23 protein-coding genes, 1 pseudogene and 1 riboswitch are annotated in these 21,195 nt (G+C 71.6%); of the genes and pseudogenes, 11 read left to right on the top strand and 13 right to left on the bottom strand.

Features of this window, described 5'->3' with window-relative positions:
- Together GRC12_RS25020 and GRC12_RS46980 are read right to left on the bottom strand one after the other, a co-directional pair.
- Positions 1–525 (bottom strand): annotated as a pseudogene (locus tag GRC12_RS25020) (phenazine-specific anthranilate synthase component I); the annotation flags it as partial.
- Positions 526–624: 99 nt separating this feature from the next.
- Positions 625–681, bottom strand: a complete 57-nt coding sequence (locus GRC12_RS46980) for a trp operon leader peptide (RefSeq protein ID WP_071528813.1) — start codon at positions 679–681, stop codon at positions 625–627.
- Between the two features lie 96 nt (positions 682–777).
- On the opposite strand from GRC12_RS46980, the gene GRC12_RS25010 reads away from it, so the two are divergent.
- Together GRC12_RS25010 and GRC12_RS25005 are read left to right on the top strand one after the other, a co-directional pair.
- On the top strand, positions 778–2,130 hold the full coding sequence (locus tag GRC12_RS25010) for a class II 3-deoxy-7-phosphoheptulonate synthase (RefSeq protein WP_208781602.1): 1,353 nt from the start codon (positions 778–780) through the stop codon (positions 2,128–2,130).
- Positions 2,131–2,264: 134 nt separating this feature from the next.
- Positions 2,265–2,507 carry a (2Fe-2S)-binding protein gene (locus tag GRC12_RS25005; protein ID WP_208781601.1) on the top strand — a complete coding sequence of 81 codons (243 nt, stop codon included), beginning with the start codon at positions 2,265–2,267 and terminating at the stop codon, positions 2,505–2,507.
- A 27-nt stretch (positions 2,508–2,534) separates the two neighbouring features.
- Here the strand turns inward: GRC12_RS25005 and bfr are convergent, their stop codons facing one another.
- Positions 2,535–3,014, bottom strand: coding sequence for a bacterioferritin (gene bfr, locus GRC12_RS25000; RefSeq protein WP_133042876.1), 480 nt, complete (start codon positions 3,012–3,014; stop codon positions 2,535–2,537).
- Positions 3,015–3,189: 175 nt separating this feature from the next.
- Between bfr and GRC12_RS24995 the strand changes: the two genes are divergently transcribed.
- Positions 3,190–3,837: a sulfite oxidase-like oxidoreductase gene (locus GRC12_RS24995; RefSeq protein WP_133042875.1), complete on the top strand. Its 648-nt coding sequence runs from the start codon at positions 3,190–3,192 to the stop codon at positions 3,835–3,837.
- Between the two features lie 136 nt (positions 3,838–3,973).
- The gene (locus GRC12_RS24990; RefSeq protein ID WP_208781600.1) at positions 3,974–4,249 is read left to right on the top strand and encodes a hypothetical protein; all 276 of its coding nucleotides are present in this window, start codon (positions 3,974–3,976) and stop codon (positions 4,247–4,249) included.
- A gap of 15 nt (positions 4,250–4,264) precedes the next feature.
- Here the strand turns inward: GRC12_RS24990 and GRC12_RS24985 are convergent, their stop codons facing one another.
- The 5 genes from GRC12_RS24985 to thiO form a co-directional block, all read right to left on the bottom strand.
- The gene (locus tag GRC12_RS24985) at positions 4,265–5,143 is read right to left on the bottom strand and encodes a deoxyribonuclease IV (RefSeq protein WP_208781599.1); all 879 of its coding nucleotides are present in this window, start codon (positions 5,141–5,143) and stop codon (positions 4,265–4,267) included.
- Between the two features lie 34 nt (positions 5,144–5,177).
- Positions 5,178–7,103, bottom strand: a complete 1,926-nt coding sequence (pknB, locus tag GRC12_RS24980; RefSeq protein ID WP_208781598.1) for a Stk1 family PASTA domain-containing Ser/Thr kinase — start codon at positions 7,101–7,103, stop codon at positions 5,178–5,180.
- A gap of 118 nt (positions 7,104–7,221) precedes the next feature.
- Entirely contained in the window at positions 7,222–8,016 is a 795-nt protein-coding gene (locus tag GRC12_RS24975) for a thiazole synthase (RefSeq protein WP_208781597.1), read from the bottom strand.
- Between the two features lie 3 nt (positions 8,017–8,019).
- Positions 8,020–8,220, bottom strand: a complete 201-nt coding sequence (gene thiS, locus GRC12_RS24970) for a sulfur carrier protein ThiS (protein ID WP_208781596.1) — start codon at positions 8,218–8,220, stop codon at positions 8,020–8,022.
- Positions 8,217–9,371: a glycine oxidase ThiO gene (thiO, locus tag GRC12_RS24965; protein WP_208781595.1), complete on the bottom strand. Its 1,155-nt coding sequence runs from the start codon at positions 9,369–9,371 to the stop codon at positions 8,217–8,219. Before thiO ends, thiS begins: the two co-directional genes overlap by 4 nt.
- A riboswitch (TPP riboswitch) is annotated at positions 9,369–9,480 on the bottom strand. Its footprint overlaps the gene before it by 3 nt.
- Before the next feature lie 53 nt (positions 9,481–9,533).
- On the opposite strand from thiO, the gene GRC12_RS24960 reads away from it, so the two are divergent.
- The 6 genes from GRC12_RS24960 (at position 9,534) to GRC12_RS24935 (ending at position 14,492) form a co-directional block, all read left to right on the top strand.
- On the top strand, positions 9,534–9,884 hold the full coding sequence (locus GRC12_RS24960) for a hypothetical protein (RefSeq protein ID WP_208781594.1): 351 nt from the start codon (positions 9,534–9,536) through the stop codon (positions 9,882–9,884).
- Positions 9,885–9,915: 31 nt separating this feature from the next.
- Positions 9,916–11,145, top strand: a complete 1,230-nt coding sequence (locus tag GRC12_RS24955; RefSeq protein WP_208781593.1) for an NAD(P)/FAD-dependent oxidoreductase — start codon at positions 9,916–9,918, stop codon at positions 11,143–11,145.
- Positions 11,146–11,210: 65 nt separating this feature from the next.
- Positions 11,211–11,582 carry an Rv2175c family DNA-binding protein gene (locus GRC12_RS24950; RefSeq protein WP_208781592.1) on the top strand — a complete coding sequence of 124 codons (372 nt, stop codon included), beginning with the start codon at positions 11,211–11,213 and terminating at the stop codon, positions 11,580–11,582.
- 169 nt (positions 11,583–11,751) lie between these two features.
- Positions 11,752–12,408, top strand: coding sequence for a thiamine phosphate synthase (gene thiE / locus GRC12_RS24945; protein ID WP_208781591.1), 657 nt, complete (start codon positions 11,752–11,754; stop codon positions 12,406–12,408).
- A gap of 108 nt (positions 12,409–12,516) precedes the next feature.
- The gene (metF, locus tag GRC12_RS24940) at positions 12,517–13,440 is read left to right on the top strand and encodes a methylenetetrahydrofolate reductase [NAD(P)H] (protein WP_208781590.1); all 924 of its coding nucleotides are present in this window, start codon (positions 12,517–12,519) and stop codon (positions 13,438–13,440) included.
- Between the two features lie 56 nt (positions 13,441–13,496).
- Positions 13,497–14,492 carry an SCO2102 family sporulation regulator gene (locus GRC12_RS24935; protein ID WP_208781589.1) on the top strand — a complete coding sequence of 332 codons (996 nt, stop codon included), beginning with the start codon at positions 13,497–13,499 and terminating at the stop codon, positions 14,490–14,492.
- Between the two features lie 27 nt (positions 14,493–14,519).
- On the opposite strand, the gene GRC12_RS24930 is transcribed toward GRC12_RS24935, so the two are convergent.
- The 5 genes from GRC12_RS24930 to GRC12_RS24910 all read right to left on the bottom strand — a co-directional run bounded on the left by GRC12_RS24930 (position 14,520) and on the right by GRC12_RS24910 (position 20,514).
- Positions 14,520–15,998, bottom strand: coding sequence for a phytoene desaturase family protein (locus GRC12_RS24930; RefSeq protein ID WP_208781588.1), 1,479 nt, complete (start codon positions 15,996–15,998; stop codon positions 14,520–14,522).
- A gap of 30 nt (positions 15,999–16,028) precedes the next feature.
- Positions 16,029–16,646, bottom strand: a complete 618-nt coding sequence (locus GRC12_RS24925; RefSeq protein WP_208781587.1) for a DUF4126 domain-containing protein — start codon at positions 16,644–16,646, stop codon at positions 16,029–16,031.
- A 400-nt stretch (positions 16,647–17,046) separates the two neighbouring features.
- Complete coding sequence (locus tag GRC12_RS24920; RefSeq protein ID WP_208781586.1) at positions 17,047–17,673, bottom strand: TetR/AcrR family transcriptional regulator; 627 nt, start codon at positions 17,671–17,673, stop codon at positions 17,047–17,049.
- Positions 17,674–17,720: 47 nt separating this feature from the next.
- Entirely contained in the window at positions 17,721–19,805 is a 2,085-nt protein-coding gene (locus GRC12_RS24915; protein ID WP_208781585.1) for a YhgE/Pip domain-containing protein, read from the bottom strand.
- Positions 19,792–20,514 carry an ATP-binding cassette domain-containing protein gene (locus GRC12_RS24910; RefSeq protein ID WP_208781584.1) on the bottom strand — a complete coding sequence of 241 codons (723 nt, stop codon included), beginning with the start codon at positions 20,512–20,514 and terminating at the stop codon, positions 19,792–19,794. Before GRC12_RS24910 ends, GRC12_RS24915 begins: the two co-directional genes overlap by 14 nt.
- Positions 20,515–20,685: 171 nt before the next feature.
- Between GRC12_RS24910 and GRC12_RS24905 the strand changes: the two genes are divergently transcribed.
- On the top strand, positions 20,686–21,195 hold a 510-nt coding region (locus GRC12_RS24905; protein ID WP_208781583.1), incomplete at its 3' end, for an SAV_6107 family HEPN domain-containing protein.

Genomic DNA, 21,195 nt, shown 5'->3' with positions numbered 1-21,195 from the left:
CCCTTTTCCTTCTCCGGTGTGGACGACGAAGGTCCAGTACGCGCCCCGCTCGCCCTCCAGCAGCCGGCGGAACAGCGCGAGCGCGTCGGCGCGGGAGAATCCCGGGATCTGCCCCTCGTACGTCCGCCGGATCACGAAGTTCGCGCCCTCGCCCCGCCCGATCTCCTCCCGCAGCACCCGCCCGACGATCTCGCCGTACTCGGCGTCGTCGACGTCGAACCCGCCGCGCTCGACCCGGACGTCATGGGCGGGGAGCTGGGCCAGCGCGTCCCGCAGCGGCAGCGTGTGCGTCTCCTCGGGCGTCAGCACCGCGAGCGGTGTCCCGTCGTCGCGGACGTCGAAGCCCCGCTCACGGATCTGGCGGAAGGGGATCAGGGCGAGCCCCTCGTCGGGGAGGTCGGCGAGGCGGTCGTACGACGCGACCGGGCCGAGGAACAGCTCCACGGTGTTCTCGTCGTGGCCCGGCGTGCGGCGGCGCAGCAGGGCGAAGGGGCGGGGGTCGTGCAGGAGCTGGGTCAGGTCCATGGTTCCTCTCCCGTGGATGTCGATGGCTTGAGGAACGGACCCCGGAAACACCGAAGGCCGCCCCTCGGGCGGCCTTCGCGAAGTCTTGCGTACGCGCAGTCAGTGGGCCGCCGGATGAGCGGTCCACCACCAGTTCTGGGTCGAGTGCGCGAACATGCGACGCACCCTACCCCATGTCCGCTCCTCGTACCCCGTGTCTCATTTGCTGGGCATGGCGCGGGAGCCATGACACGACCCCGTAATGTTGAGGTCGTGACCGTGAACGCTAAGTCCAGCGCGAGTGCTGGCAACACCTGGCGAGATCTGCCCGCGGCGCAGCAGCCCGAGTACCCCGACCTTGAGGCTCTGCGCGCAGTCGTTGCGGACCTCGAGTCGTATCCTCCGCTCGTCTTCGCGGGCGAGTGCGACCAGCTGCGCGCCCGGATGGCGGCCGTCGCCAAGGGAGAGGCGTTCCTGCTCCAGGGCGGCGACTGCGCCGAGGCCTTCGACGCGGTGTCCGCCGACCACATCCGCAACAAGCTCAAGACGCTGCTGCAGATGGGTGCCGTACTGACGTACGCCGCCTCGGTGCCGGTCGTGAAGGTCGGCCGGATCGCCGGCCAGTACTCCAAGCCCCGCTCCAAGCCCACCGAGACCCGAGACGGCGTCACGCTGCCGACCTACCGCGGCGACTCCGTCAACGGCTTCGACTTCACCGAGGCCGCCCGCGTCCCGGACCCGGAGCGGCTGAAGCGGATGTACCACGCGTCGGCCTCGACGCTGAACCTGGTGCGCGCCTTCACCACCGGCGGCTACGCCGACCTGCGCCAGGTGCACGCCTGGAACCAGGACTTCGTGAAGTCGTCCCCCTCCGGCCAGCGCTACGAGCAGCTCGCCCGGGAGATCGACAACGCGCTGAACTTCATGCGGGCCTGCGGCACCGACCCGGAGGAGTTCAAGACGGTCGAGTTCTACTCCTCGCACGAGGCGCTGCTGCTGGACTACGAGTCGGCGCTCACCCGCGTCGACTCCCGCACCGGTCAGCTGTACGACGTCTCCGCGCACATGGTGTGGATCGGCGAGCGCACCCGGCAGCTGGACCACGCGCACATCGAGTTCGCCTCGAGGATCCGCAACCCGATCGGCGTCAAGCTCGGCCCGACGACGACGGCCGAGGACGCGCTGCAGTACATCGAGCGTCTCGACCCCGACCGTGAGCCCGGCCGGCTGACCTTCATCGTCCGCATGGGCGCCGACAAGGTCCGCGACAAGCTGCCCGAGCTGGTCGAGAAGGTCACCGCCTCCGGTGCCACCGTGGCCTGGGTGACCGACCCGATGCACGGCAACACTTTCGAGGCGGCCTCCGGGCACAAGACCCGCCGCTTCGACGACGTGCTGGACGAGGTCAAGGGCTTCTTCGAGGTCCACAAGGGCCTCGGCACCCACCCGGGCGGCATCCACGTGGAGCTCACCGGCGACGACGTCACGGAGTGCGTGGGCGGCGGCGACGAGATCTTCGTCGACGACCTGCACCAGCGCTACGAGACGGCCTGCGACCCCCGGCTGAACCGCAGCCAGTCGCTGGACCTGGCGTTCCTCGTCGCCGAGATGTACAGGGACCAGTGACGGGAGCGACTGTTACCGGGACATGAAGTGGGGCGCGGATCACATACGATCCGCGCCCCACCCCACTTTTGGGGTACTCGGACGGCGGGTAAGGTTAGGTTCACCTAATCGTTCTTGGTGGGAGGTGAGTCCGCGTGTACGTGTGCAGCTGCTTCGGCGTGACCGAGGCGCAGGTCAAGCAGCACGCGGACGACGGCGCCTGTACGCCCCGCCAGATAGCCTCCGCCTGCAAGGCCGGCACGGACTGCGGTTCGTGCGTCCGTCGTATCCAGGCGATCCTCGGCCGTGGCGCCTGTCCGCGGGGGGAGACGGCGGACCGGGGCCGGCCGGTGCTCACGGCCGTCGCGGACCTCGACGTCCTCGGCGAAGCGGCCTAGCTCAGCGGCCTGGCCCAGTGGCCTGGCTCAGCTCTCCGGCTGCTCGATCAGCTGCGCGATGTAAAGGGCCTCGCCGAGCTTCTCCACCAGTTCCAGCTGGGTGTCGAGATAGTCGATGTGGTGCTCCTCGTCCTCGAGGATCGACTCGAAGATGTTCGCGGACGTGATGTCGCCCTTGTCGCGCATCACCTTGATGCCGCGCCGCAGGCGGTCGATCGCCTCGACCTCGATCTGCCGGTCCGCCTCGAACATCTCCTTGACGGTCTGTCCCACGCGCACGTGGAAGAGCCGCTGGTAGTTCGGGAGTCCCTCCAGGAAGAGGATCCGGTCGGTGAGCACTTCGGCGTGCTTCATCTCGTCGAACGACTCGTGGCGGGTGTACTTCGCGAGCTTCGTCCAGCCGAAGTTCTCCTGCATCTTCGCGTGCAGGAAGTACTGGTTGATCGCGGTCAGCTCGCCGGTGAGCTGCTCGTTGAGGAATTCGATGACCTCGGGGTCGCCCTGCATCGCAGAGGCTCCTTCCAACCGGGGGGAACTGGCAGGTTGGGCCGCATGATTGCACCGGCAACGATGATCGTCCAGTAAGTCTTCACTTAGTGAGTAAGTGCATGCTTGGTCGCAGTTGCCCGTTTTTGGGCGGGGCCGGTCGGGCGCACCCTTCGCGGTCTGTCAGGATGGAGTCATGGGTCAGCCGGTGGAGCGTGGATCGGGAGCGCGCGAGTCAGGAGCAGCAGGTCAGCCCGAGCTTCCGCCGGGACAGCGGCTGCAGCGCGGCTGGCCGGTCACGCATTACGGGCCCGTCCCCAAGTTCCGCCCGGAGCGCTGGGAGTTCCGGGTCTTCGGCGCCACCGCGGACGGTGAGAAGCGCTGCTGGACCCACGAGGAGTTCACGGCGCTGCCGTACACCAGCGTCGTCGCCGATCTGCACTGCGTCACGAAGTTCAGCATGCTCGGCGCCGAATGGGGCGGGATCCCGGCCCGTACGGTCCTGGACCTGGCCCCGCCCGCGCCGACCGTCACCCATGTGATGGTGTGGGCGGAGTACGGCTTCAGCTCCAACCTCCGACTCGCGGACTTCGCCTCGGACCGCACCCTCTTCGCCACCCACAAGGACGGCGAACTCCTCACCGCCGAGCACGGCTTCCCGCTGCGCCTCGTCGTTCCCCACCTCTATGCCTGGAAGGGCCCCAAGTGGGTGCGCGGCGTGGAGTACATGACCGCCGACCGCCGGGGCTTCTGGGAGGAGCGCGGCTACCACAACATCGGCGACCCCTGGAAGGAACAGCGCTACTCCTACCAGGAGGAGCCCGGGGAGGGCCCCGAGCTCTGACCCTGATACCCCTCAGTGGTACTGGTGCACCACCGCGTGTCCCTTGCCATTGCGTCCGGCCACGATCACCCTCCGTTGCGCCGGTCGGACCGGTAAGCTCGTTGGGCTATTACGACAAGCGTGCAAGGAGCCTTCCTTGGCCGTCTTCAACGTGATCTTCTCGGAGGCAGCGGCACGAGTCCGCGACAGTCTTCCGGACGACCGCCTTGAGGTGCTTCAGCGCGGACTCGCCATACTGGCCACGGATCCTCGCAGCAAGATCTCCGCGGCCATCTCCGGTGACGAGAACACCCGGTCGCTCGCGCTGACCCGCACCATGGCGGTGGAGTACGTGATCAGTGACGGTCTGCTGATCGTCCTGGTGATCCACCTCGTCGACACGTCCCACGTCCTGTTCGAGACCGAGGACTGACGCCGGACCCCGGTGTCAGCCGTCGCGGAGTTTCTTCAGCCGCTCCACGTCCGCCGCGTGTCCCTCTTTGCCGCCGGGGGTCTCGATGACCAGCGGGACGCCCTCGGTCGCGGGGTGGGTCATCAGGGCGCGGAAGGGGTCCTCGCCGATGTGACCGGCGCCGATGTTCTCGTGGCGGTCCTTGTGCGCGCCGACGACGTCCTTGGAGTCGTTGGCGTGGATCAGCTTCAGACGGCCCTCGCCGACCGTGTCCACCAGCAGGTCGAGCGTCTGGTGCATGCCGCTCGGCCCGGTCAGGTCGTGCCCGGCCGCGAAGATGTGACAGGTGTCCAGGCAGACCCCGAGCCTCGGGTGGGCGTCCAGCACGTCGAAGTACGGCCCGAAGTCCCAGGTGCGGGAGCAGAGGGAGGCGCCCTGCCCGGCCGTCGACTCCAGCAGCAGGAAGGGGTCGTCGTCGTGCGTCAGCTCGTCCAGCAGCGGCAGCATGTGCTCACGCACCTGCTTCAGGGCCACGGCACGCTCCCGCCCGCCGGTGGCGCTGCCGGTGTGCACGACCACGCCGAGCGCCCCGATCTCCCGCCCCCGCCGCAGGGAGTGCCGCAGCGACTCCACCGACTTCTCCACCGTCGCCTCGGTGTGCGAACCGAAGTTGATCAGGTACGGCGCGTGCACGTACACCGGGATCGACTCGGCCGCGCACACCGCCCTGAACTCCTCGTCCTGCCGAGGGTTGCCGGCGGGCGTGGCCCAGCCGCGCGGGTTGGCGACGAAGACCTGCACGGTCTCGGCCTTCAGGTCGTGGGCGTAGGACAGGCCGACGGAGTGGAGTCCGCCGGCCACCGGGACATGGCCGCCGACGGGGTTGCGGGAGGGGAAGGGGGACTGGCTCTTCACCCGTTCAGGGTGTCATGCGCGTGCCCGTGCCCCGTCACCGGATCTTGATGGTGATCGTCGAGCCCTTCGGCGCCGTCCGGCCGCCCTCCACCGACTGGTCCTTGACCGTGTCGCCGAACAGACCGAGCAGGCCGCGGTCCTCCTCGACCTTGAAGCCCTTGTCCTCCAGCGCCTTCTTCGCGTCGTCCACGCTGTCACCCGTGACGTCCGGGACCTCGACCATCTCCGGGCCCTTGGACAGCGTCAGCGTCACCGTGTCGCCGTCGGCGGCCTGGCTGTCGCCCTGCGGTGTCTGCGCGGCCACCTGGCCCTTGTCGAACTCCGAGTTGACCTGCTGGTCGGCGACCCGGACCTTCAGGCCCGCCCCCTCTAGATCGGACCGGGCCTCCTCCAGGCTCTCGCCGGTGACGTCCGGGACGTCGACCGGGCTGCCCTTGCTGACAGTCAGCGCGATCGCCGCGCCCGCGTGCCGCTTCGTGCCCGCGCCCGGATCCGTGGAGACCACGAAGCCCTTGGGGACGTCGTCGCTGAACGTCCGGTTGACCATGCCCGGCTCCAGCCCGTCCCGCTTCAGCAGCGACTGCGCCTTGTCCAGCCGGTAGCCCGTGAGATCGGGCACCTTCACGGTCTCCGGGCCGTCCGAGACGGTGATGGCCACGACCCCGTTGTCACGGATGCGGGTGCCGGGCTCCGGGTCCGAGCTGATGACCGTGCCCCGCTTCACCGTGTCGCTGTAGGCGTGCCTGACCTTCCCCAGGTCCAGCCCGGCGTCGCTCAGCTGCCGCTCCGCCTGCGCCCGGGTCTTGGCCAGCACCGGCGGGACCTTCGTGAACTGGCCGGAGTTGATGTACCACACGCCCGTGCCGACCCCGAGGAGCAGCAGGACGGCCACGACGACGGCCAGCGGCCCGCGCCGGCTCCGCGCGCCCCGGCGGGGCGGCAGCGGCGGAGGGCTCTCCAGCCGGCTGGTGCGGTGCAGCTCGGGCCCTGTGCCGCCGCCGACAGGCATCGGGTGTGGCGTCGTCAGCGCGCGCGGGATGACGCTCGTACGGTCCTCGGAGATGTCCCGGTGCTCCGCCGCCAGCGCCCGCGGCGGCATCGCGTCCAGCTGGTCGGCGCCGAGCCCGGCACGCGCCTCACGGGCCAGCGCGAGCAGCGCCACCGCGTCGTACGGACGCAGGTCGGCCGTGCGCGCGGTGGCCGCCGCGACCAGCTCGTCCAGCTCGTACGGCAGCCCCGGGACGGCCGCCGACGGGGGCGGGACGTCCTCGTGGAGGTGCTTGTAGAGGACCGTGGCGGGGGAGTCCCCGTCGTGCGGGCGGTCGCCGGTCAGCATCTCGTACAGCACGACACCGCAGGCGTACACGTCGACGCGCGGGTCGGCTGTGCCGTGCTCGATCTGCTCCGGCGCCAGGTAGGAGACGGTGCCGAGGACGGCGCCGGTGGTGCTGGTGACCGTGTTCACGGACCGCACCAGCCCGAAGTCGGCGACCTTGACCCGGCCGTCGTCCCCGATGAGCACGTTCTCCGGCTTCATGTCCCGGTGCACGAACCCGGCCCGGTGCGCGGCGCCGAGCGCGGCCAGCACCGGCTCCAGGATGTCCAGGGCGGCGCGCGGCTGCAGCGCCCCGCGCTCGCGCAGCACGTCACGCAGGGTGCACCCGGCGACGTACTCCATGGCGAGATAGACGTACGACCCGTCGGTGCCCTGGTCGAAGACCTGCACCACGTTCGGGTGGGCCAGACGGGCGACCGACTTCGCCTCCCGGATGAACCGCTCGACGAAGGAGCCGTCGGCCGCGAGCGCGGGGTGCATCACCTTCAGCGCGAGCACGCGGTCCAGGCGGGTGTCCAGGGCCCGGTAGACCGTGGCCATCCCGCCGACCGCGATCCGCGCGTCCACGCGGTAGCGCCCGTCGAGCACCTGCCCGACCAGAGGGTCCTGAAGGGTCGTATCCACGCAGGTGAGTGTACGAGCCGTGACGGACAGGGCCGCTGGTTCGGATGCGATCGGGGCGTTACTGCAGCCGAGCTGTGACGGACCTCGCACCGGCGTCCGGATCCGTTCGAACTTCCGTTCAGAAGGCGGGGCGCTCGGGATCCAGCCGGGCGAGGCCCTCCGCCGGGGAGGACGCCTCGGCGAAGTGCCGGCGCGGAATCCGCCCCGCGAGCCGCGCCAGCCGGCCCGCCTCCACGGCGTGCTTCATCGCCTCGGCCATCAGCTGCGGTTCCTGCGCCCGCGTCACCGCCGAGGCGAGCATCACGCCCGCGCACCCCAGCTCCATCGCGAGCGCCGCGTCCGAGGCCGTACCGGCGCCCGCGTCCAGGATCACCGGCACACGCGCGTGCTCGACGATCAGCTGGAAGTTGTGCGGATTGCGGATGCCGAGCCCGGAGCCGATGGGCGAGCCGAGCGGCATGATCGCGGCGCAGCCGACGTCCTCCAGGCGGCGGGCGAGCACCGGGTCGTCATTGGTGTACGGCAGCACGGTGAAGCCGTCGTCGACAAGGGTCTCGGCGGCGTCCAGCAGCTCGATCGGGTCCGGCAGCAGGGTGCGCTCGTCGGCGATCACCTCGAGTTTGACCAGGTCGGTGCCGAGTGCCTCGCGCGCCAGGCGGGCGGTCAGCACGGCCTCTCCGGCGGTGAAGCAGCCCGCCGTGTTCGGCAGCACGCGGATGCCGAGCCGCTCCAGGACGGACAGCACGGAACCGTGCACCGAGGGGTCCACCCGGCGCATCGCGACCGTCGTCAGCTCCGTGCCGGACGCCACCAGCGCCCGCTCGAGCACCTCCAGGCTGGGGGCGCCGCCGGTGCCCATGATCAGGCGGGACGAGAAGGACGTGCCGCCGATGACAAGAGGGTCGTCGGCCATGGGTCAGCCTCCTTGGACGGCGGTGAGGACCTCGACGCGGTCCCCCTCGGAGAGGGACGTCGACGGCCACTGCGCGCGCGGGACGACGGTTTCGTTGAGGGCGGCGGCCACGCCGGAGGGCGCCGGGGTGAGGGTCTTCACGACGGTGTCGAGAGCCGTGCCGGGGGCGAACTCGCGCGGCTCCCCGTTGACGGAGACGTTCATACCGGCTGCTCCACGCGCGCGAAGCGCCTCGGGGTGAACGGACGGGCCTCGTCGGGGAGTTCACCGGTGGTCAGGACGTGCGCCATGACGTCGCCGGTGACCGGCGTGAGCAGCACGCCGTTGCGGTAGTGGCCGGTCGCCAGGAGCAGCCCCGGCAGCTGCGTCGGTCCGAGCAGCGGCGCGTTGTCGGGGGAGCCCGGGCGCAGGCCCGCGCGGGTCTCCGTCAGCGGCAGTTCGGTGATGCCGGGGACCAGCTCGTGCGCGTCGCGCAGCAGTTCGTACACGCCGCCCGCGGTGACCGTGGTGTCCCAGCCCAGCTCCTCGCTGGTCGCGCCGACGACCAGCTCGCCGTTCTCGCGCGGCACCAGGTAGACGCTGCTGCCGCGCACCACGGCGCGCACGGTGCGGCTCAGGAACGGCGCGTACCGCGTCGGCACGGTCAGCCGCAGCACCTGTCCCTTCACCGGCCGTACGGGCGGCAGGACGTCGTCCGGGACGCCCGGAAGCCGTCCGCTGAGGCTGCCGGCGGCCAGCACGACCTGGCCCGCGCCCAGCTCGGTGCCGTCGGCCGTGGTGACGCCGGCGGCCCGCTCGCCCACGACCCTGAAGTGCTCGGCCCAGGTGCGGTGGAAGACCACGCCCGCGTGCTCGCACGCGGCCACCAGCGCGCGTGCCAGACGCCGGGGGTCGATCTGATGGTCGCCGTCGACCCGGAGCCCCCCGCGCACGCCCGGCGCGAGCATCGGCTCCAGGCGCCGGCACTCGCGCCCGGACAACCACTCGGACTCCAGCCCCGACTGCCGCTGCAGGGCGTGCAGTTCGCGCAAGTGGGCGCGGTCGTCGGCGTCCAGGGCGACGGCGAGGGTGCCGCACCGGCGGTAACCGAGGTCGTCCCCGGTGAGCTCGCCGAGCTCGGCCGCGAAGTCCGGATAACGGCGCGCCGACTCCAGGTTGAGGCCGAGCAGGGTCTGTTCGCCGTAGTGCAGTTCGGTGACGGCGGCCAGCATCCCGGCGGCCACCCGGGCCGCACCGCCGCCCGGCTCCGGGTCCACCACGGCGGTCGCGAACCCGCGCTGCGCGGCCCGCCAGGCCGTGACCAGTCCGATGATCCCGCCCCCGACGACGAGGACGTCTGACGTACGTGACGGCATGGGCGTCCAGCCCCTCCCTTCGCCGGCATGACCCGGATCAGGTTCGTACGGTCGGAGGCCGCCAGCCTCCCTCTCAGCCCGGTGCGTCCGGGCTCCCGCGAGTGCTTGTACGGTGGCCACCCTAGCCCGATCCCCGACGCCTCTGTAAGGGAGCCTCCCGCCGTGCCCCGCTCGCTGGACGGCCTCGTCCTCGCCCCCGTCGCCGACCAGGCCCCAGGTCAGGTGGGCACCGCCACCCGCTTCACCTACCACGAGCGCGACGGGGAGATCTGGGCCGAGTACGCGGGCGGCGACGTCGTACGCGGGTATCTGGTGGGTACCCGGTCGGGGGACCGGCTCGACTTCCGGTACGTGCAGCTCAAGAACGACGGGACGACGTCCTCGGGACACTGCGTGTCCACGGTCGTCGGACTGCCGGACGGCCGGCTGCGGCTGGAGGAGACCTGGGAGTGGGAGTCGCAGCCGGGCCGCGGGACCAGTGTTGTGGAGCAGGTCACTCAGCACGACCGCTGACTGACGGATAGTCAGTGTCTATGGTGATCAGGTGAGCGAGCAGACGACGCAGTCGCAGCGAAGGGTGGTCGTGGTCGGCGCGGGCATGGCCGGTGTGCAGACCGCCGTCGCCCTGCGCGAACAGGGCTTCGGGGGCACCGTCACCCTGATCGGTGCCGAGCCCCACCAGCCCTACGACCGTCCGCCGCTGTCCAAGGCCGTCCTGCTCGGCAAGTCGGAGGGCTCCGCCTTCGACGTCGACTTCGAGGCGCTCGGCATCGAACTCCTGCTGGGACGCGAGGCACTCGGCGTGCGCCCGGACGACCACGAACTGGACACCGAGGCCGGGCCCGTCCCGTACGACGTCCTGGTCCTCGCCACCGGCGCCGAGCCCGTCCGGCTGCCGGGCGCGGAGGGCGTGCCCGGCGTGCACCTGCTGCGCACCCTGGACGACGCGGAGCGGCTGCGGCCGGTGCTCGCCCGGCAGCACGACATCGTCGTCGTCGGCGCGGGCTGGATCGGCGCCGAGTTCGCCACGGCCGCGCGCGAGGCCGGCTGCTCGGTGACCGTCGTGGAAGCAGCCGACCGGCCGCTGGCGGGCGCGCTGCCCGCCGAGGTGGCCGCGCCGATGGCCGCCTGGTACGAGGACGCCGGCGCCGTGCTGCGCACCCACGCGCGCGTGGAGCGCGTCGAACCCGGCGAGGTCGTCCTCGACGACGGCTCGCGGCTGCCCGCGGGCGCGGTGGTGGTCGGCATCGGCGCCCGCCCCGCCACCGGCTGGCTCACCGGCTCGGGCATCGAACTCGGCGCCCACCGCGAGGTCGTGGCCGACGCGTACCTGCGCACCTCCGCACCTGATGTGCACGCCGTCGGCGACTGCGCCTCCTTCCCCTCGGGCCGGTACGGCGAGCGCCTGCTCGTCCACCACTGGGACAACGCCCTCCAGGGCCCGCGCACGGTCGCCGCGAACATCATCGCCGCGGCCACCGGGGCGCCGCCCGTCGTCTACGACCCGGTGCCGTACTTCTGGTCGGAGCAGTTCGGCCGCTTCGTCCAGTACGCCGGCCACCACACCTCCGCGGACGCCACCCTGTGGCGCGGCGACCCCTCGGGCCCGTCCTGGTCCGTCTGCTGGCTGCGCGAGAGCCGTCTGATCGCCCTGCTGGCCGTGGGCAGGCCCCGCGACCTGGCCCAGGGCCGCCGCCTGATCGAGGCGGCCACGCCGATGGACCCCCAGCTCCTCGCCGACCCGACGCGCCCGCTCAAGGCGGCCACGGCCTAGCCTGTCGGTCCTGGCCGGACGGCCCCGACTTCCGACTGTCAGTCCTGGATGGCACGCTTAATCCCGTGACCGAGATTGACGCAAAGATCGATGCTCTCGTCCCCGCCTGGCTCACCCTGCCCGACATCGCCGAGATGCTCGGCGTCGAGGTGACGCGTGTCCGGCAGCTGGTCAAGGAGGGCCAGCTCATCGCCGTACGCCGAGGTGAGAACCGCGCGCTGCACGTCCCCGCCGCCTTCATCGACGGGGCCGAGCGGAAGGTCGTCAAGGGCCTGTCCGGGACCCTGACGCTCCTGCGGGACGACGGCTTCTCCGACGAGGAGATGCTCGAGTGGCTCTTCACCCCCGACGAGAGCCTGCCCGGCACCCCCGCTCAGGCCCTGAGCGAGAATCGCGGCACGGAGGTGAAGCGCCGGGCCCAGGCGCTCGCCGTCTGATCCGAACACGCTGATCATCCGAACACCGTCCGGCGTACGGGCCGGGCCCGCCCGGGCCACGGCCGTGGCCCCGCGCGGCCCGCGGCAGCCATGCCGCGGCGCCCGCCCGGCCCGTACGCCGCCGACCAGGAACGACACGCAGACCAGGAACGACACGGGGGACCCTCGCATGTCCATCGCCGCCACCACCGCCCGCGCCCGGCTCGCCGACGCCCGTGTCTACCTGTGCACGGACGCCCGCAGGCGCCAGGGCGACCTCCCCGAGTTCCTGGACGCCGTGCTGGCCGGCGGGGTCGACATCGTCCAGCTGCGCGACAAGGGCATGGAGGCGGCAGAGGAGCTGGAGCACCTGGCGGTCTTCGCCGAGGCCTGCGCCCGGCACGGCAGGCTGCTGGCGGTCAACGACCGCGCGGACGTCGCCCACGCCGCCGCGGCGGACGTCCTCCACCTAGGCCAGGGCGACCTCCCGGTGCCCGCCGCCCGCGCGATCCTCGGCGACGACGTCCTCATCGGCCGCTCCACCCATGCGCAGGCGGAGGCCGAGGCGGCCGCCGTCCAGGACGGCGTGGACTACTTCTGCACCGGCCCCTGCTGGCCCACCCCCACCAAACCCGGCCGTCACGCCCCCGGCCTCGGTCTGGTCCGGCACACCGCCGCCCTCGGCACCGACCGCCCCTGGTTCGCCATCGGCGGGATCGACCTCGGCAACCTCGACGAGGTGCTGGAGGCCGGTGCCCGCAGAGTCGTGGTGGTCCGCGCGATCACCGAGGCGGACGATCCGGGCGCCGCGGCGGCGGAGTTCGCCAAGCGGCTTCGGCAGCGGTAAGGGGGGCGGTGTCCGCCGGATGTCCAAGGGGTGGACAGCAGGGTGGCAATTCGGGCAAATTCCCGGGACTCGGTTGGGGGACCGCGCCCCCCTGGTTAACCTGCGGGTATGGCCCTCGGAACCGCATCCACCAGGACGGACCGCGCACGCACTGTGCGTGACATGCTCGCCACGGGCAGGACGACGTACTCCTTCGAGTTCTCGGCACCCAAGACGCCCAAGGGCGAGCGCAACCTGTGGAGTGCGCTGCGGAGGGTCGAGGCGGTCGCCCCGGACTTCGTCTCGGTGACGTACGGCGCCGGCGGCTCCACCCGCGCGGGCACCGTCAAGGAGACCCAGCAGATCGTCGCGGACACCACCCTCACCCCGGTCGCCCACCTCACCGCGGTGAACCACTCCATCGCCGAACTGCGCAACATCATCGGGCAGTACGCCGACGCCGGGATCCGCAACATCCTCGCCGTGCGCGGCGACCCGCCCGGCGACCCCATGGGCGAGTGGGTGCCGCACCCGCACGGCCTGACCTACGCCGCCGAACTCGTCCGGCTCATCAAGGAGTCGGGCGACTTCTGCGTCGGCGTGGCGGCCTTCCCGGAGATGCACCCGCGCTCCGCCGACTGGGACGCCGACGTGACCCGCTTCGTCGACAAGTGCCGGGCCGGTGCCGACTACGCCATCACACAGATGTTCTTCCAGCCCGAGTCGTATCTGCGGCTGCGCGACCGGGTCGCGACGGCGGGCTGCGCGACTCCGGTCATCCCCGAGGTGATGCCGGTGACGAGTGTGAAGATGCTGGAGCGGTTGCCACAGCTCAGCAACGCTCACATCCCGTCCGTCCTGAAAGAGCGGATCCTCACAGCAAAAGACGATCCGGCCGCTGTACGCTCCATTGGGATCGAATTCGCCACGGAGTTCTGCGCGCGGCTGCTCGCCGAGGGAGTGCCCGGACTGCACTTCATCACGCTCAACAACTCCACGGCATCGCTGGAAATCTACGAGAACCTGGGCCTGCACCACCCCCCGCGGGCCTAGACCGGCCGCACGGGTATACGACACACTGCGTAGCGGTCACTGGGAGAGGGGCGTACATGGGCTGGACGGTCCTCTACATCGCGTTCGGCATCGTCGCGCTGTGGCTGCTGGGCGAGGTGCTGCTGCAGTACAAGGCGCGCCTGCGCTGGCGGCTGCTCGCGTTCGTCGGCTTCCTCGGCGTGGTCGCCGGAGTGCTGATGGGCTCGGTGGTCGTCATCGGCCTGGGCGCGGCCGCGTTCGCGGTCGGCCAGACGTACGTCACCCTGTCCTTCCGCCGCGGCTTCTCGGCCGGCTGGGCGGTCAAGCGCCCCGAGGGCGAGGGCGATCCGCTCGGCGTCACCAGCAAGCGCCGCCGCGGCAAGGCGGACCGCGAGGACCCGGCCCTGGAGGTCTCCGACCTCGAGTCGGCCTCCGCGGACGCCGGGTACGGCGAGGAGCGCCCCTACGCCCAGGACGGCGCGGCCTTCGGCGGGGACGACGACTACGACCGCGACGACGTCTTCACCCCCGCGCGTTCCTCCCAGCCCACGGCCGCCGAGTCCACCATGGTGTACGAGCCGCAGCCCCTGGAGGAGGACACCGGCTCCTACGGCATATACGGCGGCGACTCCTCCGGCTACCCCGCGGGCGACCCGTCCTACGCGAACGCCGCCCAGTCCCAGGAGCAGTACGCGACGGCCGCCCAGGGCGCCGACCAGACCTACGGCTACGACTACTCCGGCTACGCCCAGCAGCAGTACGGCTACGACGCGGGTGGCCAGCAGCAGTACGCGGCCTACTCCGACCCGTACATCGGCACCCAAACCTACGGCGGCGGCTACGACGCCTCGTACGGCCAGTACGGCCAGCAGGGGTACACGCAGGACCAGTACGGCACCGGCGCGTACGGCACCGAGACCCCCTCCGGCGGGGTGTGGGTACCGCAGCAGCGCACGGACGAGACGTACGGCGGCGAGCTCCCGCAGGAGCAGCAGTACCCCTACCAGGGCGACGGCCAGGGCCAGAACCAGGGCCACGGTAACGGCTATGACGAGCAGCAGTACCGTTACTGAGCCCTCATCAGCCCTGGAGCGGACCGCTCACTGAGACCCCCGGAACTCCGGCCCCTCCACGATCAGCCCGGCCACGAGCGCACCCGACATCCCGGCATGGGCAAGCCCACCACCGGGGTGCGACCAGCCGCCGACGCGGTACAGACCGGGCAGCCGCGTGGTGTTCGCCGGGTGCAGGAACCGGCCCTGACCGGCGGCGAGCGACGGAGCGGCGATGCCCCCGCCGGTGCCGGCCGCCCGGTCGTCCGGTGTCCCCACCTCGCGCCACAGAACGCGTTCGCGCAGCCCGGGTATGACGGTCGCCGCCGCTTCGACCAGCAGGTCGGCCCACGCGGGGTGCGGTTGGGCGGGAAGCACCGCGGAGACAACCACCGACTCGTGCTCCCCGTCCGGGCGCAGGGCGGGGTCGTCGGGTCGCAGCACGGTCACCGTGGGGGTCACCCCCTCAGGGGAGGCGGAGCCCAGGGCGTCCAACTCGGCGCCGCGGTCGGGTGCGTGCACCACCGTGCGGTGCGCCGCACGGCCGTCCCGCGCACCGCGCAGCGCCAGCAGGACGGTGTGGTGTCCGACCCGCGCGGGAGCGCCCTCGGGACGCACGTCGCCCTCCGCGTCCAGCGGATGCCCCGTCAGCCCACGCAGGGTTTCCGGGTGCACGCCCGCGACGGTGAAGTCAGCGTCCTCCACCGTCCCGTCGGCCAGCTCCACTCCCGCCACCCGGCCGTCCTTCTCCACGATCCGGACGATCTCGGCGTCGAAGGCGAACTCCACCCGGCGCTGCACGCACCGCTCGTACACCGCCCGTGCCAACTCCCGTACGCCACCGCGCACATACCAGGTACCGAACGCGTGCTCCATGTACGGCAGCACCGCCGCGCTCGCCGGAGCCGTCCGCGGGTCGAGCCCGTACGCGAGGGCGTGAGCGTCCAGCAGGGCCGCCAGCCGCTCGTCCCGCAGCTCCCACGCCCCGATCTCCGCCAGGGTGGACGCCCGCCGGGTCCGCAGCAGCTTCTTGTGCACCAGCGCCGGATACGGCTCGCGCTCCGCCAGCACCTGCCAGTTCGGCCACAGGGGCTCCTCCAGCAGGGGTCTGCGCGTGCGGTCCCAGGCCTCCCGGGCCCGTACCAGGAAGTCGCCCCAGCGCTGTCCGGTCCCGGCGCCCAACGCCTCGTCCAGAGCCGCGACCACGCCCGCGCGCGAGGCGTTCGGCAGGGACACCTCCGTGCCGTCCGCGAACACATGCCGTGACGAAGGATCGACCTGGACCAGCTCGACGCGGTCCTCCAGCGGCTCCTTGCCCGTCTTGAGGAACAGGTCGCGGTACACGGCGGGCAGCGTCAGCAGCCCGGGCCCGGTGTCGAAACCGAACCCGTCCCGCTCGAACCGGCGCACCGCACCGCCGTACGTCTCCGAACGCTCGTACACCGTCACCCGGTGGCCCGCCACGGCCAGCCGGGCGGCGGCCGCCATCGCGCCCATCCCTGCGCCGATCACCGCAATCCGTCCCATGCCCGCGACTTTAGCGATCGCCACTGACAGTCACCGAACCGGAGGCGCCCCCGGCTGGGCGGCGAGCCGGCGCTCCGCCCGCCGCTCGGCCCTGCGGCGCAGGAAACGGCGGATCCGGGAGACCAGGAAGACCAGCACCACGAGGCCGGTCAGCAGCAGGAGGCCCGCGATGACGGCCGCCGCGACCGGATGGAACATCGCGAACGAGACGATTCCGCCCACGCCGAGGTCCTCGGCCAGGCTGAGGACGATGTTGCTGAACGGCTCCGGCGAGGTGTTGACCGCCATCCTGGTCCCCGCCTTGACGGTGTGGCTGGCCAGCGCCGTCGAACCGCCGATCAGCCCGGCGACCACGTCGTTGAGGGAACCGCTGTGCCCGGCGAGCAGCGCCCCGACCCAGGCGCCCGCGACCGGCCGGACGACCGTGTGCACGGAGTCCCACACCGAGTCGACGTACGGGATCTTGTCGGCGACCGCCTCGCACAGGAACAGCAGGCCCGCCGCGACGAGGACCTCGGGGCGCTGCAGGGCCGAGGGGACGTCGTCGCTCACCCCGGTGGCGCCGAACACGCCGAGCAGCAGGACCACGGCGTAGGCGTTGATGCCGCTGGCCCAGCCGCTGGTGAAGACCAAAGGGAGTACGGACACGGGGGCGATCGTAGCCAGCGGGTGACCCGGCGTCGTGGGGGTGAGCGCGCAGGGCTGAGTATCCGTACCTAGTGAGTGAGATGAGTACGCGCGCGGATGGGGCCCGACCTGCGCGAACGAGAAGGTGGTGACACGGAAAGGGGCGCGGCTCCGGCACCGGCGACACGGGGCGCCGGAACGGAGCGGCCCGCGATCCGCTCCTTCCGCCGACGGTGGTCGGCGGGAGCGAGACACGGGGGAACCCGGGGGAACGACCACAAGGGGGTCCCAACGGGGGGAACGGGGGGAACGGGGGAGAAGAGAAAACGGGGGAGCACGAGGAGGCGCCGGTTCGAGGTGGCCCGCGGGGGAAGCGGCCACAGCGGACCGGCGCCTTCGTGTGCGCTCGGGGCGATGCGGGTCAGCGGCCGCTGACCCGCCCCTGCAGCAGCCGGGACAGTGCCGCGTGGACGTCGTCCAGGGAGCGCTCCGGCTGGAAGGACTGCCAGTCCAGGGCGGCCACCAGCACCATGCCGACCAGCGCCGACGCGGTCAGCGGCACATCGATCTCGTCGCTGAACTCGCCGTTGTGAACGCCTTCGCGCAGGACGTCCTCCACCACGGCGACGGCCTGCTGCCGCACCACCATCAGCGTGGACTGCCAGGCCCGGTTCGTGCGCCACAGCTCGGCCACGTACAGCTGGGTGAAGGCCGGGTAGCGGTCGATGAAGACGAGACCGGCCCGGATCATCGCGTCCAGGGCGTCGACCTTGCTTCCGCCGTCCCTGGCCGTCTTCTCCGCCGCCTCCCGCAAGGAGGCGGTGAGCAGGCCCACCCCGTGCCGCAGCAGCTCCTCGAAGAGGACCGACTTGCTCGCGAAGTTGTAGTAGACGGTGCCCTTCGCGACCCCGGCCCGCTCGGCGATCTCGTCGACCGTCGTGGCGGAGAACCCCTGCTCCGCGATGAGCGTGACGGCGGCCTCGTAGAGCTTCTGCCGGGTGGCCTCGCGGCGCGTGCCGCCCCCCGACGTGGTGCTGCTGCTTTCCATGGCCCCGATTGTCACAGGTACGCGCCCGTGCAGGGCCTTCTTCGCGATCACAGGCTCAGCTCCGGGTGCAGCCGGTCCACCGTCCACACCTGGCGGCGGCGGGCCGACACCGCGGTCAGCGCGAGGGCGCCCGCGGTGAAGCCGACGAGCACCACGCACGCGTGCCACACCGGCCCGAGGCCGCCGCCCGTGATGAGCCGCCGAAGCGCCTCCACGACGTAGCTCATCGGCAGGAACGGGTGGATGGCGTTGAAGAAGCCCGGGCTGGTCTCCACGGGGTACGTGCCGCCCGCCGAGGTCAGCTGGAGCATCAGCAGCGCGAGGACGAGGATTCTGCCCGCGGGACCGAAGCGGGCGTTGAGCCACTGGACGATCGCCGCGAAACAGGCCGCCACGAGGAACAGGAAGCCGATCGTGCCGGCCGCCCGCAGCATCTGCAGGCCGATCGCCCAGTGCAGGACGGCCATCAGCGCGCTCACCTGCAGCACCCCGACCGCGACGACCGGCAGCCAGCCGGCGAAGGCGATCCGCCACGCGGACGAACCGACGCCCAGGGCACGCCGGTTGAGCGGCGGGATCAGCATGTACGCCACCATCGCACCCACCCACAGGGACAGCGGGATGAAGTACGGGGCGAAGCCGGTGCCGTAGTTGGGCGCGTTGTGCAGGTCGTGGGAGGCCAGGCGGACGGGGTCGGCCATGACGCCGGTGCGCTCGTCGCGGTCCTTCTTGTCGTAGTCGGGGATCTTCTTCGCGCCGTCGTGCAGTCCGCCGGCGAGCTTCTCGGAGCCGTCCGCCAGCCGGTACATGCCACCGCTCAGCGTCTCGGCGCCCGACTCGGCGGTGCCCAGGCCCGCGTCCAGCTTGTCCGCGCCCGTGCTCGCCGTGCCGAGGCCGGTGTGCAGCTTCGTCGCACCCGCGGCGACCTGGTGGGCGCCGGCGTTGAGCTTGTTGATCTGCTTGACGGCCGTGTTGACGTCCTCATAGAGGTGCGGGGCGCGCTCGGAGAGGGCGCGGGCCTGCTTCTGGAGGGTGCCGAGGTTGGCCCTCATCGTCTTCAGGTCGCCGTCCTGGTCGGTGACGAGGGTGTTGAGGTCGTCGGCGACCGCCGCCACGTCGTCGGCCGCCTGCCGGGCCTTCTTCAGGTCGGGACAGGCCGGGTCGGGCAGGGGGGCGTTCTGGCAGCGGGTCCTGTAGACGTCGTCCAGGGCGGCGGCGGAGGCGTGTGCCGTCTTCGCCGCGCCCGGCGCGAGCTTCACGAGGACGTCCAGGTTGTCCTTGACCGTCCCCGCCGAGTCGGCGACCAGCCGGGCCGTGTCGCCGATGGTCTTCTCGTTGTCCTTCAGGAACGGGCCGGCCTTCGCGTAGACGCCGTTGACCCTGTCGGCGAGCGTCTGGGTGCCGTCGGCGACCTGCTGAGAGCCGTCCTGGAGGGCGCCCGCTCCGGCGTCGAGCTTCTTCAGGCCCTTGGCGAGCTTGCCGCTGCCGCTCTTGGCCTCCTTCAGGCCGTCGGCGAGGTCCTGGGAGCCCTTCTCCACCTTTCCGATACCGCCGTGGAGCGTGTCGGCCCCCTTCGCGGCCGTCACGGTCTTGTCGTGGATGCCGGAGAACGAGACGAAGATCCGGTCCAGGAAGGTGCGCGTCGCCTTGGTGGACGCGGCCGAGCGGACCTCGTTGAAGACCGTGCGGGAGATCTGCCCGACGATGTAGTTGTTCGCGTCGTTCGTGCGCACCTGCAGCGCGCCGGTCTCCGGGGAGTCGCCCGAACTGGAGGCGATCCGCTCGCTGAAGTCGGCGGGCATGGTCAGTGACAGGTAGTAGGTGCCGTTCTCCAGACCCCTGCGGGCCTGCGCGTCGCTCACCTCGTGCCAGTCGAAGGTGTCGCTGTCCCGCAGCCCGTCGACGATGTCGTCGCCCGCGGTGACCTTCTTCCCGCCGGCGGTCGCCCCCTTGTCGTCGTTGACGAGCGCCACGGGGATGCGGTCCAGGCGGCCGTAGGGGTCCCAGAACGACCACAGGTACAGGGCGCCGTACAGCAGCGGCAGCACCAGGAGCGCCACCAGTGCGGCCCTCGGCAGCCGGCCGCGGCGGAAGCGCCTCAGTTCGAGGGCGGCGAGCCTAGGCGAGCGCATCGGCCTTCTCCTTTCCCTGGGTGTTTCCCTGGGTGCTCACGACGAAGGCGTCCTGCGGGGCCTGGCTGGACACCGCCACGACGGTGGTCCCGGCCTCGGCGATCGACCGCAACTGCGCCCAGACCTCGGCCCGCTCCGCGTCCGAGAGCTTGAGGTCGGTGTCGTCGACGCCGAGCAGCCGGGGACCGCCGAGCAGGGCGAGCGCCAGGGACAGCCGCAGCTCCTGGAGCCGTTCCAGATCGCGTACGGCGGTCCGGGAGCCCTTGGGCAGCGATTCGCGGTCCAGCCCGGCGGCGGCCAGGGCGTCGTCGATCCGCAGCTTCGCCTCGGCCGTCCGCTCGCGTCGGGGCCGCAGCAGACCGCGCAGCGAGTCGCCGAAACGCCGCTGCAGCAGCGCCCGTTCGCGCAGGTGCTCGCCGACGGTCAGGGCCGGTTCGAGGTCGGTGACACCGGCCACGTTCGCCAGGCCGCTGACCCGGCGTACGGCCGCCATCTGCTTCGGCAGCCGCCACTGACCGACCTCGGCCGCTCCCTCGGTGGGTTTCATCCGGCCCGTGAGGGTCAGCAGCAGACATGTACGGCCCGACCCCGACGGTCCCTCGATCGCGATCAGCGAGCCGGGCGCGGCGTCGAACGTGACGTCGCCGAAGACCCGGCCGCGAGGGCCCCTGAGTCCGAGGCCGCGGGCCGTGACACCGGTACCGGCCACGTTCCCCCCATCCCCTGGTTCCTAGTAGTTTTGAACTGACTGGTCAGTGCAAAAACTACTCCGAACTTTCGATCGAAGCAAAAGGCCTGGTCAGAACGGATTGTCAGTGGCATACCGCACGATGGGCACATACGGCATCCGTGCCGTTACCCAGATGACAGGAGGTTCGTCATGGCCAGCTATCACGCAGCAGCCGCCCGTCGGCGCCGCGCCACCGGCCCTGCCCCCTCACTGACCGGTCCGGCGAGCGACGTCCATCCGGTGCTGCGCCGCGCCGCCGCCCCGCCGGCCGCCCTCGACCTGCTCGCCCAGGCCCGTGCCGGGCTCGACGAGGCGGCCGTGCTGGAGACTTCGAACGAGCGCTACGCCACCGCCCACCTCGCCGCCCTGCGCACGGCCGCGGCGGTGCTCGCGGCGCGGGGCCGCCCGGAGAGCACCGCGCGACGCCGCGCACGCATCCGGAGCGCTTGGGAAGTGCTCCCCGAGATCGCGCCCGAACTCACCGAGTGGAGCGCGCTGTTCGCCTCCGGGGCCCGGCGCCGCGCCCGGGCCGAGGCCGGTATCCAGGGCGCGGCGAGCCGCCGGGACGCCGACGACCTGATACGCGACGTGGCGATGTTCCTGCGCCTCGTCGAGCGCATGCTCGTGCTCCAGCCGGTCCTGCCCCAGCCCCGCCAGGAC

This window comes from Streptomyces griseorubiginosus (assembly GCF_017614965.1).
Classification (GTDB): domain Bacteria; phylum Actinomycetota; class Actinomycetes; order Streptomycetales; family Streptomycetaceae; genus Streptomyces; species Streptomyces griseorubiginosus_B.
The sequence above is the reverse complement of the archived record's forward strand: the minus strand, read 5'-3'. Positions and strand labels throughout refer to the sequence as shown.

Excerpts from the sequence above, each read along its gene's own strand:
- GRC12_RS24995 (WP_133042875.1), top strand. The coding sequence starts at position 3,190 with ATGGGTCAGCCGGTGGAGCGTGGATCGGGAGCGCGCGAGTCAGGAGCA.
- bfr (WP_133042876.1), bottom strand. The coding sequence starts at position 3,014 with ATGCAGGGCGACCCCGAGGTCATCGAATTCCTCAACGAGCAGCTCACC.
- GRC12_RS24920 (WP_208781586.1), bottom strand. The coding sequence starts at position 17,673 with ATGGAAAGCAGCAGCACCACGTCGGGGGGCGGCACGCGCCGCGAGGCC.
- GRC12_RS24975 (WP_208781597.1), bottom strand. The coding sequence starts at position 8,016 with ATGGCCGACGACCCTCTTGTCATCGGCGGCACGTCCTTCTCGTCCCGC.
- thiO (WP_208781595.1), bottom strand. The coding sequence starts at position 9,371 with ATGCCGTCACGTACGTCAGACGTCCTCGTCGTCGGGGGCGGGATCATC.
- GRC12_RS24935 (WP_208781589.1), top strand. The coding sequence starts at position 13,497 with ATGGGCTGGACGGTCCTCTACATCGCGTTCGGCATCGTCGCGCTGTGG.
- metF (WP_208781590.1), top strand. The coding sequence starts at position 12,517 with ATGGCCCTCGGAACCGCATCCACCAGGACGGACCGCGCACGCACTGTG.
- GRC12_RS24930 (WP_208781588.1), bottom strand. The coding sequence starts at position 15,998 with ATGGGACGGATTGCGGTGATCGGCGCAGGGATGGGCGCGATGGCGGCC.
- GRC12_RS24915 (WP_208781585.1), bottom strand. The coding sequence starts at position 19,805 with ATGCGCTCGCCTAGGCTCGCCGCCCTCGAACTGAGGCGCTTCCGCCGC.
- thiE (WP_208781591.1), top strand. The coding sequence starts at position 11,752 with ATGTCCATCGCCGCCACCACCGCCCGCGCCCGGCTCGCCGACGCCCGT.
- thiS (WP_208781596.1), bottom strand. The coding sequence starts at position 8,220 with ATGAACGTCTCCGTCAACGGGGAGCCGCGCGAGTTCGCCCCCGGCACG.